Genomic DNA, 17452 nt, shown 5'->3' on the forward strand with positions numbered 1-17452 from the left:
AGAACTCTTTTGTCGCTGCGCCACGGTAGCGCCGAAGGTGCGGCTCTATTAGACCTGCGACCCGGTCTTGTAAACGGATCATGCCGGGACAGCCGCCCCCCTGTGGCCGATCAGCCGAATTTCGCGAAAAGCTGCGCGTAGCTCGCTTTGAGGGCGTTTCGCATCTCCATCGCGCGCTCCATGTCGCCCGCCATCGCCGCATCATAGAAAAACGCGACGGAGACCGCGAAGCCGTCCACGAGTTTTTGATAGCTCATATCGGCGTCGGCCTCCGGCGCCGGATGCTTGACGACCTGCGCCGCGAGGTAGCTCAGAAGCGAGGCATCCGCGATCAACTGGCGCGCGCCCTCGCCGCCCATCCCGACGTAATCGCGGGCGAGCACCTTTTCCATTTCCGCGTGATAGGCATTCATCCGGTCCGAGAAGCCGACGACACCGTTGCGCAGGTGCAGATCGCCGATGCTCTCACGCACCCCTTCGAGGGTCTCATGCGCCTCGGGCAGGTTCCCGGCGGCCACCTCTTCCTCGGCCTTCGCCGCAAGCTCGCTGACTTTGTCGAAAGTCGCGCCGAGAACCGCGTCATCGGCATATTGCGGCGGCGGCGAAGCGGTCCATTCGTTCGACAGGGTCTGCCACTCTCCGACGAAGCGATCGAGCGCGGCCTTGGTTTCCGCCTGCTTGCCCTGGTTCGACAGGAACAGCGCCGCACGATAGGCCCCATAGGCCTTGCGCAGCTGGGCCTCCGCATCCTGATAGGCTCCTGCGAAAGCAGGCAACGCGATCAACGCGCTCAGCGCAAACGGGGTGACAAAGCGGATCATCGGGGTCCCTCCTCCGGCAAACAGGCTTTCGCCTTTCGACGTTACACTGCCCCACGGATCGGGTTCGCGCAAAGAAAAACCCCCGCGCGAGCGATCGCGCGGGGGTGTGTCATATCGTCTCCAACCGGAGTTGGATCAATCGCGGCTTTCGGGCGTCTCGACCGGACCGAAATCGGCTTCTTCCTCGGTCGGAGCCGCCAGCGCTGCCGCGGCTTCCGCCTCGGCCTGACGCTGCTGGATGACCTTGGAGTCGCGCTCGGTCGCGATCTTGCGGACCTTGGTGGTCGCGCCACCGGTACCCGCCGGGATCAGACGGCCGACGATGACGTTCTCCTTGAGGCCCACGAGCTTGTCGCGTTTGCCCTGCACCGAGGCTTCGGTGAGGACGCGGGTCGTCTCCTGGAAGGAGGCCGCCGAGATGAACGACCGGGTCTGCAGCGACGCCTTGGTGATGCCGAGCAGCACGGGTTCGCCATGCGCCGGACGCCCACCACGGGCCGCGACCTTGTCGTTCTCCTCGTCGAACTCGACCTTGTCGACATGTTCGCCCTTGAGGAGCGTCGTATCGCCGGAGTCGAGGATCTCGATCTTCTGCAGCATCTGGCGAACGATCACCTCGATGTGCTTGTCGTTGATCTTCACGCCCTGCAGTCGATAGACGTCCTGCACCTCGTTGATGAGGTAGTCGGCCAGAGCCTCGATCCCCATGATGCGCAGGATGTCGTGCGGCGCCGGGTTGCCATCCATGATGTAGTCACCCTTCTGCACGAAGTCGCCTTCCTGCACCGGGATGTGCTTGCCTTTCGGCACCATGTACTCTGCCGGCTCCAGACCCTCGTCACGCGGATCGATCGCGATCCGACGCTTGTTCTTGTAGTCCTTGCCGAAGCGCACATAGCCATCGATTTCGGCGATGATCGCGTGATCCTTAGGACGGCGTGCCTCGAAGAGTTCGGCCACACGCGGCAGACCACCGGTGATGTCCTTCGTCTTGGCGCCTTCGCGCGGAATACGCGCAACGACGTCGCCCGCCTTCACGTCCTGACCGTCTTCCACCGAGAGGATCGCGTCCACCGACATGGTATAGGTCACCGGGTTGCCCGCTTCGTTGCGGACCGGTTCGCCATCCTCGCCGAGGATCAGAACTTCCGGCTTCAGATCGTTGCCCTTGGGCGCAGCGCGCCAGTCGGACACGATCTTCTGGGTCATGCCGGTCGCATCGTCGGTATCCTCGCGAACGGAGATACCCGAGATGAGGTCCACGAAGCGCACCTTACCGGGCTTCTCGGCGATGATCGGCAGGGTGTAGGGATCCCATTCGATCAGCTTGTCGCCGCGCTTGACCGTTTCGCCATCCTTCACGAAGACCTTGGTGCCGTAGCCGATCTTGTGCGAGGCAAGCTCGTCACCCTGATCGTTCACGATCACGATCTGCATGTTCCGGCCCATGACGATCTGCTCGTCCATCTCGTTGAGGATGATGTTGGCGTTACGGAACTCGATCTTGCCTTCCTGGCTGGCCTCGAGGAACGACTGCGAGCCACCCTGAGCAACACCGCCCAGGTGGAAGGTCCGCATCGTCAGCTGCGTACCGGGTTCACCGATGGACTGCGCGGCGATGATGCCCACCGCTTCGCCTTGGTTCACCAGCGTACCGCGTGCGAGGTCGCGACCGTAGCAGAGCGCGCAAACGCCCTCTTCGGCCTCACAGGTCAGCGCCGAGCGGATACGGACGGATTGGACGCCCGCCTGCTCGATCGCGTCGGCCTTGCGCTCGTCGATCAGCTCGCCGGCGCGGACGATCACTTCGTCCTCGCCCGGAACTGTCACATCATCCGCTGCGACACGGCCCAGCACGCGCTCCGAGATCGGAGCGACGACTTCGCCGTCGTTCACAGCCGCCGACGCGGTGATCGCGCGGTCGGTGCCGCAATCATGCGTACGCACGATGCAGTCCTGAGCGACGTCCACCAGACGACGGGTCAGGTACCCCGAGTTCGCCGTCTTCAGTGCGGTATCCGACAGACCCTTACGGGCGCCGTGAGTCGAGTTGAAGTATTCAAGAACGGTCAGACCTTCCTTGAAGTTCGAGATGATCGGCGTCTCGATGATCTCGCCGTTCGGCTTGGCCATGAGGCCACGCATGCCGCCCAGCTGCTTCATCTGCGTCACCGAGCCACGCGCACCCGAGTGGGCCATCATGTAGACCGAGTTCGGTTCCTGCTCGGCACCGTTCTCGTCGTATTTCGGCGCCGAGATGGTGTTCATCATCGCGTCGGTGACCTTGTCGTTACACTTCGACCACGCATCGACGACCTTGTTGTACTTCTCACCCTGGGTGATCAGACCGTCCATGTATTGCTGTTCGAAGTCCTTGACCTGGTCGCGGACGGTTTCGACGATGTCCCACTTGTTGTCCGGGATCACCATGTCGTCCTTGCCGAACGAGATGCCCGCCTTGAACGCTTCCTTGAAGCCCATGCCCATGATCTGGTCGCAGAAGATGACCGACTCTTTCTGACCGCAATAGCGGTAGACGGTGTCGATCGTGTTCTGCACGTCTTTCTTACGCAGAAGACGGTTCACCAGCTCGAACGGAGCTTTCGCGTTCAGCGGCAGCAGCGCGCCGAGGCGCACCCGGCCGGGCGTGGTCTCGAAACGCTGGTAGACCTCGTTACCTGTTTCGTCGATCTGCTTGATCCGCGCGGTGATCTTGGCGTGCAGATGCACTTCGCCAGAGTTGAGCGCGTGCTCCACTTCCTCGACCGAGGAGAAGGACATGCCTTCGCCCTTCATGCCTTCGCGTTCCATGGTCACGTAGTAGAGACCCAGAATCATATCCTGCGAAGGAACGATGATCGGCGCGCCGTTGGCGGGCGACAGAACGTTGTTCGTCGACATCATCAGCACGCGCGCTTCCAGCTGGGCTTCCAGCGAGAGCGGGACGTGGACGGCCATCTGGTCACCGTCGAAGTCAGCGTTGAACGCCGAACAGACGAGCGGGTGCAGCTGGATCGCCTTGCCTTCGATCAGCATCGGTTCGAACGCCTGGATACCCAGACGGTGCAGCGTCGGCGCACGGTTCAGCAGAACCGGGTGCTCGCGGATGACCTCGTCGAGGATATCCCACACTTCGGGACGCTCTTTCTCGACCAGCTTCTTTGCCTGCTTCACGGTGCTCGACAGGCCTTTGGCCTCAAGGCGCGAGTAGATGAAGGGCTTGAAGAGTTCGAGCGCCATCTTCTTCGGCAGACCGCACTGGTGCAGCTTGAGTTCCGGGCCGGTCACGATGACCGAACGACCCGAGAAGTCGACGCGCTTACCCAGAAGGTTCTGACGGAAGCGACCCTGCTTACCTTTCAGCATGTCCGAGAGCGACTTCAGCGGGCGCTTGTTGGTGCCCGTGATGACGCGGCCGCGACGGCCGTTGTCGAACAGCGCATCGACCGATTCCTGCAGCATCCGCTTTTCGTTGCGCACGATGATGTCGGGCGCACGCAGTTCGATCAGACGCTTGAGACGGTTGTTCCGGTTGATCACACGACGATAGAGATCGTTGAGATCCGAAGTCGCGAACCGGCCACCATCGAGCGGGACGAGCGGACGCAGTTCCGGCGGGATCACCGGAAGCACGGTCAGCACCATCCACTCGGGACGGTTGCCCGACTCGAGGAACGACTCGACGATCTTCAGACGCTTGATGATCTTCTTCGGCTTCAGCTCGCCGGTGGCTTCCTTCAGCTCCTCGCGGAGCTGCTCGGCCGTGGCTTCGAGATCGATGCCAGCAAGCATTTCACGGATCGCTTCCGCGCCGATATTGGCGGTGAAAGCATCCGCGCCGTAGGTGTCCTGCGCGTCGAGATACTCTTCTTCGGACATCAGCTGACCGTATTGCAGGTCGGTCAGACCCGGCTCGATCACCACGAAGTTTTCGAAGTAGAGGATACGCTCGAGGTCGCGCAGCGTCATGTCCAACATCAGGCCGATGCGCGAAGGCAGCGATTTGAGGAACCAGATGTGAGCGACGGGCGAGGCCAGTTCGATGTGGCCCATACGCTCGCGGCGCACTTTCTGGAGGGTGACTTCGACGCCGCATTTCTCGCAGACGACGCCGCGATACTTCATGCGCTTATATTTGCCGCACAGGCATTCGTAGTCTTTGATCGGGCCAAAGATGCGCGCGCAGAACAGACCGTCACGCTCGGGCTTGAACGTACGGTAGTTGATGGTTTCCGGCTTTTTGATTTCACCGAAGGACCAGCTCAGGATCCGCTCCGGCGAGGCGAGCGAGATCTTGATCTCGTCAAACGCCTTCGGCTGCGCGAGCGGGTTGAACGGGTTTTGGGTCAGTTCCTGGTTCATCTGTAAATCCTTGAATGAGGGCGGAAGGGCTTAGAGGAGGGCCGAAGCCCTCACTCCTCATCCTCCGCGTCCAGGAGTTCCATGTTGAGGCCGAGGCCCCGGACCTCTTTGACGAGAACGTTGAACGACTCCGGCACGCCGGCTTCGAAGTTGTCCTCACCTTTGACGATCGACTCGTAGACCTTCGTCCGGCCTGCCACGTCATCCGACTTCACCGTCAGCATCTCCTGCAGGGTGTAGGCGGCGCCGTAAGCTTCCAGAGCCCAGACCTCCATCTCCCCGAGACGCTGACCGCCGAACTGCGCCTTACCACCCAGCGGCTGCTGCGTGACGAGCGAGTACGGACCGGTCGAACGGGCGTGCATCTTGTCATCGACGAGGTGGTGAAGCTTCAGGAAGTACTTCACACCCACCGTGACCTGCCGCGCGAACTGCTCGCCGGTGCGGCCATCGAACACGATCGACTGACCGGATTCGTTGAAGCCCGCACGCTTGAGCGCGTCGTTGATGTCGGCCTCCTTGGCGCCGTCGAAGACCGGGGTCGCGATCGGAACGCCGGTGCGGACGGCTTCGGCGCTCTCGATGAACGCTTCGTCATCCATACCTTCGATGATCTCACCGTAGGTCTCGTCGCCATAGCCGATCTTCATCGCTTCGCGAACCGGGGTCAGGTCGCCGTTACGACGATAGGCTTTCAGCGCCTCGTCGATCTGGTTGCCCAGACCGCGCGAAGCCCAGCCCATGTGCGTCTCGAGAATCTGACCGACGTTCATGCGCGACGGCACGCCCAGCGGGTTCAGCACGAGATCGACAGGGGTGCCATCGGCGAGGAACGGCATGTCTTCCATCGGAACGACTTTCGACACAACGCCCTTGTTGCCGTGACGGCCAGCCATCTTGTCGCCAGCCTGAAGCTTGCGCTTCACAGCCACGAAGACCTTGACCATCTTCATCACGCCCGGAGGCAGATCGTCGCCCTGACGGACCTTCTCGACCTTGTCCTCGAAGCGCAGGTCGAGCGCGCGCTTCTGCGCCTCGAACTGGTCGTTGAGAGCTTCGACTTCCTTGGCGTCGCCCTCGTCTTCGAGCGCGAGCTGCCACCACTGGCCCTTCGACAGGGTGCCCAGCAGTTCTTCGTCGATGGTCGAACCAGCCTTGACGCCTTTCGGCCCCTTCACGGCGGTCTTGCCGGTGATCAGGGTCTTGAGACGCGCGTAGATGTTGCGCTCGAGAATGGCGAGCTCGTCGTCCCGGTCACGGGCCAGACGCTCGACTTCCTCACGCTCGATCTGCAGCGCACGCTCGTCCTTGTCGACGCCGTGACGGTTGAAGACGCGGACTTCCACGATCGTGCCGTAAGCCCCCGGCGGCAGACGCAGCGAGGTGTCGCGCACGTCCGATGCCTTCTCGCCGAAGATGGCGCGGAGGAGTTTCTCTTCCGGCGTCATCGGGCTTTCGCCCTTCGGCGTGATCTTACCGACGAGAATGTCACCCGGCCCCACTTCGGCGCCGATATAGACGATACCGGCCTCGTCGAGGTTGCGCAGGGCTTCCTCGCCGACGTTCGGGATGTCGCGGGTGATCTCTTCCGGGCCGAGCTTGGTATCGCGCGCCGCCACTTCGTATTCGTCGATATGGATCGAGGTGAACACGTCGTCGCGGTGGATCCGCTCGGAGATCAGGATCGAGTCTTCGTAGTTATAGCCGTTCCACGGCATGAAGGCGACGACCACGTTGCGACCGATAGCCAGTTCGCCCATGTCGGTCGACGGACCGTCAGCGACGATCTGCCCCTTCACCACCCGGTCGCCCACTTTCACGATCGGACGCTGGTTGATGGTCGAGGACTGGTTCGAACGCTTGAACTTGCGCAGACGATAGATGTCCACGCCCACATCGCCCGCTTCGAGATCGTCGGTCACGCGGATAACGATACGCTGCGCATCGACCTGGTCGATGATGCCGCCGCGGTTCGCCATGATCGCAGCGCCGGAGTCGCGTGCGACGGTCGCTTCCATGCCGGTGCCGACATAGGGAGCTTCCGAGCGCAGAAGCGGCACGGCCTGACGTTGCATGTTCGCCCCCATCAGAGCGCGGTTGGCGTCGTCGTTTTCGAGGAACGGGATGAGCGCTGCACCGACCGAGACCAGCTGCTTCGGCGACACGTCGATCAGGTCCACCATTTCCGGCGGGTTGAGCGCGTATTCGCCCGACTGGCGGGTCGAGACGAGATCGTTGATGAACTTGCCGTTCTCATCGAGAGTCGCGTTCGCCTGCGCCACGGTGTGACGCATTTCCTCGGTCGCGGACATGTAGACCACCTCGTCGGTGACCTGACCGTCGGTGACCTTGCGGTACGGGGTTTCGATGAAGCCATACTTGTTCACGCGGGCGAAGGTGGCCAGCGAGTTGATCAGGCCGATGTTCTGACCTTCCGGCGTCTCGATCGGACACATCCGACCGTAGTGGGTCGGGTGAACGTCGCGCACTTCGAAGCCGGCACGCTCACGGGTCAGACCGCCCGGACCGAGCGCCGACAGACGACGCTTGTGCGTGACTTCCGACAGCGGGTTGGTTTGGTCCATGAACTGCGACAGCTGCGAGGAACCGAAGAATTCACGCACCGCGGCCGCGGCCGGTTTCGCGTTGATCAGATCCTGCGGCATGACCGTGTCGATCTCGACCGAGGACATACGCTCCTTGATGGCGCGCTCCATGCGCAGCAGGCCGACGCGATACTGGTTTTCCATCAGTTCGCCGACCGAACGCACACGGCGGTTGCCGAGGTGGTCGATGTCGTCGATCTCGCCCTTGCCGTCGCGCAGCTCCACCAGGCCCTTGATGCAGGCGATGATGTCTTCGCGGCGCAGCGTGCGCTGGGTGTCCGGCGCATCGAGGTCGAGACGCATGTTCATCTTGACGCGGCCCACGGCCGAAAGGTCGTAGCGCTCGGAGTCGAAGAACAGGCTGTTGAACAGGGTTTCCGCGGCCTCGACGGTCGGCGGTTCGCCCGGACGCATGACGCGGTAGATATCCATGAGCGCGGTTTCGCGGTTCATGTTCTTGTCCGACGCCATGGTGTTGCGGATGTAGGGACCGACATTGACGTTATCGATGTCGAGCACCGGGATCTCGGTGATGCCGTTGTCGATCAGGGTCTTGATCGAACCGCCCGAGAGTTCCCCGTTCTTGTCGTATTCCGCCGTCAGCTCGTCGCCGGCTTCGATGTAGATGAAGCCGGTTTCCTCGTTGATGATGTCCTTGGCGCAGAAGCGGCCCATGATGTGATCGAACGGCACGAGCAGCTCGGGAACCGAGTTGTCGTCACGCCATTTCTTGACCATGCGCGGGGTCGCCTTGTCGCCCGCCTTCAGGATCACTTCGCCCGACGCCGCGTCGACGAGATCGAAGGTCGGACGGGTGCCGCGCACGCGGTCGGGGAAGAACTTGGTGACCCAGCCCGACTTGCCCTTCGCGGTGTAGGTGACGGTCTCGTAATAGGCATCCATGATGCCTTCCTGGTCGAGCCCCAGCGCATAAAGCAGCGTCGTCACCGGCAGTTTCCGGCGGCGGTCGATACGCGCGAACACGAGGTCCTTGGCGTCGAATTCGAAGTCCAGCCACGAGCCGCGATAGGGAATGATGCGGCAGGCGAACAGCAGCTTGCCCGAGGAGTGGGTCTTGCCGCGGTCATGGTCGAAGAAAACGCCCGGCGAGCGGTGCATCTGGCTCACGATGACCCGCTCGGTGCCGTTCACGATGAACGTACCGTTCTTGGTCATGAGGGGCATATCCCCCATGAACACGTCTTGCTCCTTGATGTCCTTGACCGAGCGCGCGCCGGTTTCCTCGTCCACATCGAACACGATGAGGCGCAGGGTCACCTTGAGCGGCGCCGAATAGGTCATGTCGCGAGCCTGGCACTCGTCGACATCGTATTTCGGTTTTTCGAGCTCGTATTTCACGAACTCCAGGATGGCGTTGTCGTTGAAATCCTTGATCGGGAAGACCGACTGGAAAACGCCCTGGATACCCTCGCCATCGGTGGGCTGATCCACTTCGCCGGAGCGCAGGAACAGATCGTAGGAGGATTTCTGAACCTCGATGAGGTTCGGCATTTCGAGGACTTCGTGGATTTTGCCGTAATAGCGACGGATGCGTTTCTGACCAACGTAAGCTTGAGCCATGCTCTGCGTGACCTTTCGTCTCTTCGCGGCACATGCAATGTCGGGGCCCATTGCACGCCGCAAGGCGAATGAAGGGGGGGCGGTTCCATACCTGCCTTCCGTCCCACCGGAAGGCTCCCGAACCGCGAACACCGCCTTGGAGAGGGCTTCAGGGCGCTAAAGCCCTCTCCGAGACAGGTTCGGCTGGGCCCGGGAAAACCCCGGACCCAGCCCATTTTTCAGATCGGATGCGGACGCATCCGGCTCGCTTACTTGAGCTCGACTTTCGCGCCAGCGTCTTCGAGCTTTTTCTTGATCTCTTCGGCTTCCGCTTTCGCAGCGCCTTCCTTGACCTTGCCGCCAGCTTCAACGAGCTCTTTGGCTTCTTTCAGGCCCAGGCCGGTGATGCCACGGACTTCTTTGATCACGTTGATCTTCTGAGCGCCAGCTTCGACGAGAACGACGTCAAATTCGTCTTTCTCTTCAGCAGCTTCTTCGCCACCAGCAGCCGGACCAGCCATCATGACGGCGCCACCAGCAGCCGGCTCGATGCCGTATTCGTCTTTCAGGATGGTTTTCAGTTCCTGGGCTTCCAGGAGGGTCAGACCCACGATTTCTTCGGCGAGTTTTTTCAGATCAGCCATTTTTCAGTTCCTAGATTTGGGTTTCCAACGTCGCGGTTTCAAGCCGCTACGGGACAAGTCGATTGCTTACGCAGCCTTTTCCTCGATGGTGGAAAGGATGCTCGCGATGTTCGAAGCAGGCGCGCCAACGGCACCGGCGATGTTCGAAGCGGGTGCGCCGATCTGCGAGACGATCTGAGCGATGAGCTCTTCACGCGACGGCATGTCAGCGACAGCTTTGACACCAGCGATGTCGAGTGCCGAGTCTCCCATTGCGCCGCCGAGGATCGAGAGCTTCTCGTTCTCTTTGGCATAGTTGACGACCACTTTCGCCGCAGCGACAGGGTCCTCGGAATAGGAAAGCACGGTCATGCCCGTCAGGTATTCAGCGATGCTTTCGCAGGGCTGACCTTCAAGGGCGATCTTGGCGAGCTTGTTCTTGGCAACACGAACCGAACCACCCGCTTCACGCATGCGTGCGCGGAGGTCCTGCATGTTAGCAACCGTCATGCCTTCGTAGTGAGCAACCACTACGACGCCAGAGCTTGCGAAGATCTGGCCGAGTTCCTCGACCACTTTCTCTTTTTGGGCTCTATCCACAGTTACACTCCAAGTATGGGGGTTTCCCCCCGGCTCTCATTGTCCCGGTTTCCCGGGGTCGGGTCCGAAGGGCCCGAGGCCAGATCGCCCGAGATCGGCCCGAAGGCCCAAACCCGGAATTGGTCTCGATCCCCATCTCAGGAAGGAAATTAAGCCGTCACCTTGCGGGATCTGGCACCCTCCGTCTCGGACAGGTCAGGGCGGAGACTTCAGGCCGCCGCCCCACCACCCACCGAGGTTTCCCCCGGTGGAATTCTCTTAGTTGCCGGTCGCCGACGTGATGTCGACTGCGACGCCCGGGCCCATCGTCGAGCTCAGGGACACCTTCTTCATGTAGGTGCCCTTGGCGCCGGCGGGCTTGGCTTTGGTCACGGCATCCACGAAGGCGCGGATGTTTTCGGCCAGTTGCTCCTCCGAGAAGGAGACCTTGCCGATGCCGCCATGAATGACGCCGGCCTTTTCGACCTTGAACTGAACCTGGCCACCTTTCGCCGCTTCGACAGCCGCTTTCACGTCCATCGTCACGGTGCCGACCTTCGGGTTCGGCATCAGGTTGCGCGGGCCCAGGACCTTACCCAGACGGCCGACGATCGGCATCATGTCCGGGGTCGCGATGCAGCGATCGAATTCGATCGTGCCGCCCTGAATGGTTTCCATCAGGTCCTCGGCGCCGACGATATCGGCCCCGGCTTCCTTGGCCTCATCCGCTTTCGCGCCACGAGCGAAGACAGCCACGCGGACGGTCTTGCCGGTGCCGTTCGGCAGAGCGACGACGCCACGAACCATCTGGTCGGCGTGACGGGGGTCAACACCGAGGTTCATCGCGATCTCGAGGGTCTCGTCGAATTTCGCGTTCGCGTTCGACTTGATCAGCGAAACGGCTTCCTCGACGGAGACGTTCGACTTGCCGGCGAAGGCTTCGCGGGCGGCTTTGGTGCGTTTACCGAGCTTTGCCATGACTTAGCCTTTCACCTCGATGCCGATCGACTTCGCGGAGCCGAGGATGATGTTCATCGCGCCTTCGATGTCGTTGGCGTTCAGGTCCTTCATCTTCGCTTCGGCGATCTCACGCACCTGTGCGGCGGTGATGGTCGCGGCGGTGACGCGGCCCGGAGCTTCCGAACCCTTCGGACGGTTACGCTTGCCGACCGGCTTGAGACCGGCCGCCTGCTTGATCATGAAGCTAGCCGTGGGCTGCTTGATCTCGAAGGTGAACGACTTGTCGGCGTAGTAGGTGATGATCGTCGGGATCTTCGCCTGCTTGTCCATTTCCTGCGTCTTGGCGTTGAACGCCTTGCAGAATTCCATGATGTTGATCCCGCGCTGACCCAGCGCCGGACCGACCGGCGGGGACGGGTTCGCGCCGCCTGCCGGAATTTGCAGCTTGAGCTGCCCAACAACTTTCTTGGCCATGTGGCCCTCTCCTTATCACTGTCACGCCCCTAGGGGGTCGCGAAGTTTAGTGGTTCGGTCCGGACCTCCCTGTCGCGCAGGGCCCCTCGCCTCCCACGGCTCCCACTCAGGCGGTTTTCTGCACCTGCGTGTATTCCAGTTCGACCGGCGTCGGCCGGCCGAAGATCGAGACGGTAACTTTCAGGCGGCTCGCCGCCTCGTCCACTTCCTCGACCATGCCCGAGAAGCCCTCGAAGGGCCCGTCGGTCACATTCACGTTCTCGCCGACCTCGAAGGTGATGAGACTGCGCGGTGCCGCCTGCTCACCCGATTCGTCGACACGGCTGAGGATGCGGTTCACTTCCGCATCGCCCATCGGCATCGGCCGGCCCTGCGGCCCGAGGAATCCGGTGACCCGGTTCGTCGAGTTGATCAGGTGATAACCCTTGTCGGTCATCTCCATCCGCACCAGCACGTAGCCCGGCATGAAGCGACGTTCGGAGGTCACTTTCTTGCCGCGACGCACCTCGATCACTTCTTCGGTCGGCACCAGAACCTCTTCGATCTGGTCTTCCAGACCTTGATCGATCACGGCCTGACGGATTTGCTCGGCCACTTTCTTCTCGAAGTTCGAGAGAACGCTTACCGAATACCAACGCTTCGCCATGCCGATTCTTTGCCTCTTGCCGCCGACGCCGGAGCGCCGAAAATTCCTGTTATTTCACGGTATTACCCGCGTCTCCCAGAATAAAAAACAGCGCGCACCACGCGAATCGATGCACGCCGCCTCTGGGAAAGTCCCGCCCCTTTACCGCCGGAGCCCTGTGATTTCAAGAGCGTAAGGCTGGAGCGCGATCACTTCCTCGCCGCAACTGCGAATTAGGTCTGGCGGCGAGCGCCCGGGGGCCTATCAGCTCCCGATCACCTGCGTCACGCCGAGACGGATCACCCAGTCCACCAGCGAGAAGAAGATTGCCGTCAGTGCCGCCATCGCCAGCACCATGCCGGTCGTCAGCAGAACTTCGCGGCGGCTCGGCCAAGCCACCTTGCCCGCTTCCGAGCGCACCTGCTGGAGAAACTGGAGTGGGTTTGCCATCGTCGTCGTTCCTTACGCGCCCAATGCGGCGCCCTTGAGCCGAAAAAACCGCGCCGCTTTCGGCGCAACTGCCGCCAGATACTTGCTCCCCTCGCGGATTTCAAGGCTGTTGCGCCTTCCTGCCCCCGCGCAAGCGTCATGCGCGGGCCGCAAGGCGGCTTTGAGGACGGAAATTTGCTCGTCCCGCGTGGAAGTTGATGTCCGCAAACGCACGCAGTCGCAGTTTCACAGGAGCCTTCAATGCCCGCAATCCTCAACCGCTACGCCACGCCGCTCATCACCGGTCTTTTTCTCGTATCGCTGGTTTCGGGAATCGCCCTTTTCTTCCATTGGGGCAGCGCGTGGTTTCACGGGATGCATGAATGGCTCTCGATGGTTTTGATCGTGCCTTTCGGACTGCACATCTGGAAGAACTGGCGACCGATGAGCTGCTACCTGAAGCGCGCGCCGATGGCGCTGGCGCTTGCCCTCTCCCTCGTCGCGGCACTCGCCTTCGCGCTTCCCTCCGTCATCGGGCCGGAGAACGGCGCGCGCCGGGGTCCGCCGCAATTCGCGATCGCCCAAGCGCTGTTCGACGCACCGCTGTCCGAGGCCGCCCCGGTGCTGGGAATCTCGGGAACGGATGCCGCCGCCAAACTGGGCGCCACCGTGACGCAAAGCCTGACTGAAATCGCCGCGGCGCAGGACAGCTCCGCCGCGGCGCTGGCCGAACAATTGATGGTGCAGCCGTAATGACGCCGGCCGCGTCACCCGCCAATTTCCGGGTGGCGCGGAGTGTTGCGATTATCGCCGGCGATGGACAGGGGCTTATCCATCAAAAATTGACTTTTCTCGAAGACAATTTTGGCATGTCGACTTTCGCCCCGCCCCCGTCCGCCGTCTCGTTCCTCCACCGCCTGCGCGGCTATCGCGGCGCGCTCGAGCGGCTCGAGAACGGAAGGGTAATCGGTTGGCTCGCGAAGACAGGCGACAGCGCCCCGCTCGATATCGAGATCCACTGTAACGCTGGGCGGCTCGGGTCGGGGCGCGCGGCAATGTTTCGCGCCGATCTTGTGCAGGCAGGCATCGGCGCGGGCAACCACGGCTTCGCGCTCCCTCTCTCGCCGGCCCTGAAGGACGCCGCAGGCGGTGCGCTCAGCCTGCACCTTCCCGGCGGCGGCCCGATTGCCTCGCTGCGCTTCGACCCCGATGCGGCACCGTGTCCGAAAGAGAGAGACGCTCTGCGGCGCCATATGCTTGGCCCGATCGTCACGCTACGCTCCGCCGGGACAGAGCGGCCCCGCACTCCCCATCTGAGCGCGCAGCACCCCCTTTTCACCTCGCGCGCGAGGGAAGAGGCGCTGCCCGCACCGCTCTTTTCCTACATCGACTACGCGCGCCATCATGCGGGGATGGCGAAGCAGCTTCCTCTTGATGGCAGCGACAGGGCGGTATCGAACATTCTCCGCTGGTATCTTGAGAGCCACGCCGCGCAGCACCCGGCACAGCAAATCCCGCTGAGTCGCGCCGCGATCGACTGGCTCAATACGGAGATCCACCCCGGCGGCCCGAGCCGAGCGATGCATATCCTCGGGAAGACCGGGGACGATCGCGACACCACGACCGCATGGGCACTTCGCGGGGCCCCGTCGCTCGGCATCGCCGATTGCCTCCTCCCCGACAGCCTGATCGAGTCTTTGTCCCAGTCGGAAACCCCCGGCCCCTGGCCGATGACCCGCGGCCTTCTGGCCCTGCGCGAGGCCATCCCGCCGCTCGCGCAGTTTTCGCCGAAAATCGAGCGCCACCGCCGGATGCTGCATGTGCTCGCGATGATCCTCGCGGTCGAGCGGCCCGAGATCCTGCTGTTCCTGCGTCGAAGTGAAACCACGATGCTTCTCGAAGGCGGTCGCCTCTCGGATGTCTGCGCGCGGCTGCATCCCGGCCCGCCGATCACCCGCGCGCACTATGCAGCGGCGCTGCGCGAGAATGGGTTCGACCTCGACAGCATGGCGTTCCTGCGCGCACCCGGCGGCCATCGTCTCGCGGCTGCCACCCGCCCTGCCCCGAAGGGCGTCCCGGTCGATGTTCAAGTCCTTGGCCCCTTCGCGAAAGCCTCCGGACTGGGCCAATCGACGCGGCTCTCGCATGACATTTTGTCCCGCTGCGACGTCACGCTCAACGCGGTGGAAAGCGCGCGCGACAATCCGACGCCAGCGCAAGGCGGAGCCAAGACCGCCGTATCCCGCCCCGCGCGGATCAACCTCCTGCACCTGAATGCAGACGCGATCCCCCCGGCCTTCTCCTTCGACGCCGACTGTTACTCCGACGCCTACAATATCGCCTATATGCATTGGGAATTGAACCGCGCCCCTGCCTGCCATCGCCTCGCCCTCGATCTGATCGACGAGGTCTGGGTGCCCTCGGAATATTGCGCCGAGATTTACCGCAAGGCGACCGATAAGCCGGTGGTGAATGTCGGGATGTGCTATCCTGAACCGCCCGCCATCGACCGGGGCCACGCGCGCAGCGCCCTGCGCCGACGCAACGATTGGCCCGAGCAATGCTTCGTCTGCCTCGCCAGTTTCGACAGTTTCTCGTTCATACAACGGAAGAACCCGCTCGGCACGATCCACGCCTTCCGCGCGGCCTTTGCCGAGGATGCGGAGGTGCGCCTACTGATCAAGACGCAGAATCGCGGCCGTATCTGCGATCCGGCGCAAGCCATGCTTTGGTCCGAAATCGAGCGACTCCTGGCGGCGGAACCGCGCATCTCTTTGCTCGACGAGACGCTCGATCACGCGGAAGTGCTGGAGCTGATGACCGGTGCGGACCTCTACGTGTCGCTGCATCGCTCCGAGGGCTGGGGGTTCGGTATGCTCGAGGCGATGGTGCTTGGCGTGCCGGTCCTATGCACGGGTTATTCCGGCAATCTGGAATTCTGCAACGAAGAGACCGCGTGGCTTGTGCCTGCGACCGAAGTTGAAGTCGCGCCGCAGGACTATCTCTATGTCGAACCGGGGATGCGCTGGGGCGAGCCCGATCACGCCGCCGCGGTCGCCCAGTTACAAGCGGCGCGCAGCCACCCGGATGCGCGCAAGAAAAAGGCGGCGCAGGCCGAAGCCTTCGTGCGCCGCCATTTCTCCGCCGATGCGATCGCCGCGCGCTACAGTGTCCGCCTGTCCGAGATTTTCATCCGGCTCGACGGGACGCACAAACCGCTCGCCCGCCCCGCCGATTAAGCGTCACACCCAGCGCCCGATCGCGGTGACGCTCAGATCGCAACTCTCACCGCTGAGGAAACTCGCGCCATTCGCGGCATAGACCACGGCGCGCGCGCCCGAACTCGTGACGGCCTCGACTCCCGCGAAGGAGAGCGCACCCGCACTAATGGCACTGCCTGCCGCGAGGCTGTCCGCATCGAGCGCGACACTCAGACAGGGCGCCTGCGCGAATTGCGCCGGATAAGCCCAGTCCTCCTTGAGCGCCCACTCCGCGACGTAACTAAGGCTCAGCTGCGCCGAACAAATCTGCGTGCCATCGGCAAAGCGGATGTAATCGCCCGAGGCGGTGCTGCCCTGCTCGATCACGGCACCCGTCGATACGCCGCCGACCTGCGCGACCGTGCCGACGACGCCGCTGCCTGTCAGCGCTCCGTCGATCACCGCGCCTTGCGACATCGTCGCCCGCCCGGTGGCCGCGTCGATGCGCAGACCCTCGAACCATGTCGCGCCATCCGCACTCGCCTTGATCGCGAAGTCGTCGCTGCCCGCCAGTCCCATTTCGGCCCGGCCAGACCAGTTCGACTGGAACAGCAGGCTCGCCGTCTCCGCCGCCGCTGCCTTGTTCAGCTTGAGCTGATGACCCGCCCCGGCATGGCTCAGCAGCGTAGCCTCGGCAGCAACCGAAAACCGGTTCACCGCATCATAGCCGGTCATGATCCCGACACCGTCGAGTTGGCTCAACTCCGGCAACGGCGGCACGTCCCAGGCGCCTGCTGCGAAGACCAGTTCCACCGCCTCATCCAGCACGAAAGCGCGCCAGCCCTCACGCGGGCTCAGAAATTGCCAAGCCCCGGTCGAGAAGATCGCAAGCGCGCCGTCGTGCCCCGCCCATGCGCCCAGCGCACCGGCTGGCACGAGATACCTCGCCCCCTCGGATGGACCGGTCGGAGGTTCGCTTACACTGCGCGAAATCACCGCAAGCTGCACAAGCGTATCGAGCCGTTGCAGCGCCTCGTTATGGGTGACGTGTTTCTGGGCCTGGCTGCCAAGGATGAGCGGCAGCGCGAGATTGGCGGTCTGATCGGGCATCGGGATTTCCTGCGATGGTTGCGATGGGACCGACGATAGGAACCTGGCGTTAACTGTATCTGAGAGCGGCGCACGGTGCTTGCCTGTCCCTACCCCTCCCCCT

General features: G+C 62.7%; 12 protein-coding genes. 2 read left to right on the top strand and 10 right to left on the bottom strand.

Features of this window, described 5'->3' with window-relative positions; all coding sequences use genetic code 11:
- Positions 1–110 precede the first annotated feature (110 nt).
- The 9 genes from BMG03_RS17875 to secE all read right to left on the bottom strand — a co-directional run bounded on the left by BMG03_RS17875 (position 111) and on the right by secE (position 13060).
- A complete protein-coding gene (locus BMG03_RS17875) occupies positions 111–821 on the bottom strand; it encodes a hypothetical protein (protein ID WP_075773832.1) in 711 nt (236 codons plus the stop codon).
- 135 nt (positions 822–956) lie between these two features.
- The gene (gene rpoC / locus BMG03_RS17880) at positions 957–5183 is read right to left on the bottom strand and encodes a DNA-directed RNA polymerase subunit beta' (protein WP_075773831.1); all 4227 of its coding nucleotides are present in this window, start codon (positions 5181–5183) and stop codon (positions 957–959) included.
- A gap of 50 nt (positions 5184–5233) precedes the next feature.
- Positions 5234–9370 (bottom strand): DNA-directed RNA polymerase subunit beta, encoded by a 4137-nt coding sequence (gene rpoB, locus BMG03_RS17885; RefSeq protein WP_075773830.1) that lies wholly within the window; start codon positions 9368–9370, stop codon positions 5234–5236.
- Between the two features lie 248 nt (positions 9371–9618).
- Positions 9619–9993 (bottom strand): 50S ribosomal protein L7/L12, encoded by a 375-nt coding sequence (gene rplL / locus BMG03_RS17890; protein ID WP_075773829.1) that lies wholly within the window; start codon positions 9991–9993, stop codon positions 9619–9621.
- 66 nt (positions 9994–10059) lie between these two features.
- Positions 10060–10572 carry a 50S ribosomal protein L10 gene (rplJ, locus tag BMG03_RS17895; protein WP_075773828.1) on the bottom strand — a complete coding sequence of 171 codons (513 nt, stop codon included), beginning with the start codon at positions 10570–10572 and terminating at the stop codon, positions 10060–10062.
- Positions 10573–10830: 258 nt separating this feature from the next.
- A complete protein-coding gene (gene rplA, locus BMG03_RS17900) occupies positions 10831–11529 on the bottom strand; it encodes a 50S ribosomal protein L1 (protein WP_075773827.1) in 699 nt (232 codons plus the stop codon).
- A 3-nt stretch (positions 11530–11532) separates the two neighbouring features.
- Positions 11533–11985, bottom strand: coding sequence for a 50S ribosomal protein L11 (rplK, locus tag BMG03_RS17905; protein WP_075773826.1), 453 nt, complete (start codon positions 11983–11985; stop codon positions 11533–11535).
- 106 nt (positions 11986–12091) lie between these two features.
- Positions 12092–12631: a transcription termination/antitermination protein NusG gene (gene nusG, locus BMG03_RS17910; RefSeq protein WP_075773825.1), complete on the bottom strand. Its 540-nt coding sequence runs from the start codon at positions 12629–12631 to the stop codon at positions 12092–12094.
- A 243-nt stretch (positions 12632–12874) separates the two neighbouring features.
- Positions 12875–13060: a preprotein translocase subunit SecE gene (secE, locus tag BMG03_RS17915; RefSeq protein ID WP_075773824.1), complete on the bottom strand. Its 186-nt coding sequence runs from the start codon at positions 13058–13060 to the stop codon at positions 12875–12877.
- Between the two features lie 240 nt (positions 13061–13300).
- On the opposite strand from secE, the gene BMG03_RS17920 reads away from it, so the two are divergent.
- Positions 13301–13792, top strand: a complete 492-nt coding sequence (locus tag BMG03_RS17920; RefSeq protein ID WP_075773823.1) for a DUF4405 domain-containing protein — start codon at positions 13301–13303, stop codon at positions 13790–13792.
- Between the two features lie 116 nt (positions 13793–13908).
- The gene (locus BMG03_RS17925) at positions 13909–16278 is read left to right on the top strand and encodes a glycosyltransferase (RefSeq protein WP_157771612.1); all 2370 of its coding nucleotides are present in this window, start codon (positions 13909–13911) and stop codon (positions 16276–16278) included.
- A 3-nt stretch (positions 16279–16281) separates the two neighbouring features.
- On the opposite strand, the gene BMG03_RS17930 is transcribed toward BMG03_RS17925, so the two are convergent.
- Complete coding sequence (locus tag BMG03_RS17930; RefSeq protein ID WP_075773821.1) at positions 16282–17349, bottom strand: DUF2793 domain-containing protein; 1068 nt, start codon at positions 17347–17349, stop codon at positions 16282–16284.
- Positions 17350–17452: the final 103 nt, after the last annotated feature.

It is taken from the genome of Thioclava nitratireducens (genome assembly GCF_001940525.2).
Classification (GTDB): Bacteria; Pseudomonadota; Alphaproteobacteria; order Rhodobacterales; family Rhodobacteraceae; genus Thioclava; species Thioclava nitratireducens.

Bases quoted from the DNA above. Each gene is read 5' to 3' on its own strand.
- BMG03_RS17875 (WP_075773832.1), bottom strand. From the start codon at position 821: ATGATCCGCTTTGTCACCCCGTTTGCGCTGAGCGCGTTGATCGCGTTG.
- rpoC (WP_075773831.1), bottom strand. From the start codon at position 5,183: ATGAACCAGGAACTGACCCAAAACCCGTTCAACCCGCTCGCGCAGCCG.
- rpoB (WP_075773830.1), bottom strand. From the start codon at position 9,370: ATGGCTCAAGCTTACGTTGGTCAGAAACGCATCCGTCGCTATTACGGC.
- rplL (WP_075773829.1), bottom strand. From the start codon at position 9,993: ATGGCTGATCTGAAAAAACTCGCCGAAGAAATCGTGGGTCTGACCCTC.
- rplA (WP_075773827.1), bottom strand. From the start codon at position 11,529: ATGGCAAAGCTCGGTAAACGCACCAAAGCCGCCCGCGAAGCCTTCGCC.
- rplK (WP_075773826.1), bottom strand. From the start codon at position 11,985: ATGGCCAAGAAAGTTGTTGGGCAGCTCAAGCTGCAAATTCCGGCAGGC.
- nusG (WP_075773825.1), bottom strand. From the start codon at position 12,631: ATGGCGAAGCGTTGGTATTCGGTAAGCGTTCTCTCGAACTTCGAGAAG.
- secE (WP_075773824.1), bottom strand. From the start codon at position 13,060: ATGGCAAACCCACTCCAGTTTCTCCAGCAGGTGCGCTCGGAAGCGGGC.
- BMG03_RS17920 (WP_075773823.1), top strand. From the start codon at position 13,301: ATGCCCGCAATCCTCAACCGCTACGCCACGCCGCTCATCACCGGTCTT.
- BMG03_RS17925 (WP_157771612.1), top strand. From the start codon at position 13,909: ATGTCGACTTTCGCCCCGCCCCCGTCCGCCGTCTCGTTCCTCCACCGC.
- BMG03_RS17930 (WP_075773821.1), bottom strand. From the start codon at position 17,349: ATGCCCGATCAGACCGCCAATCTCGCGCTGCCGCTCATCCTTGGCAGC.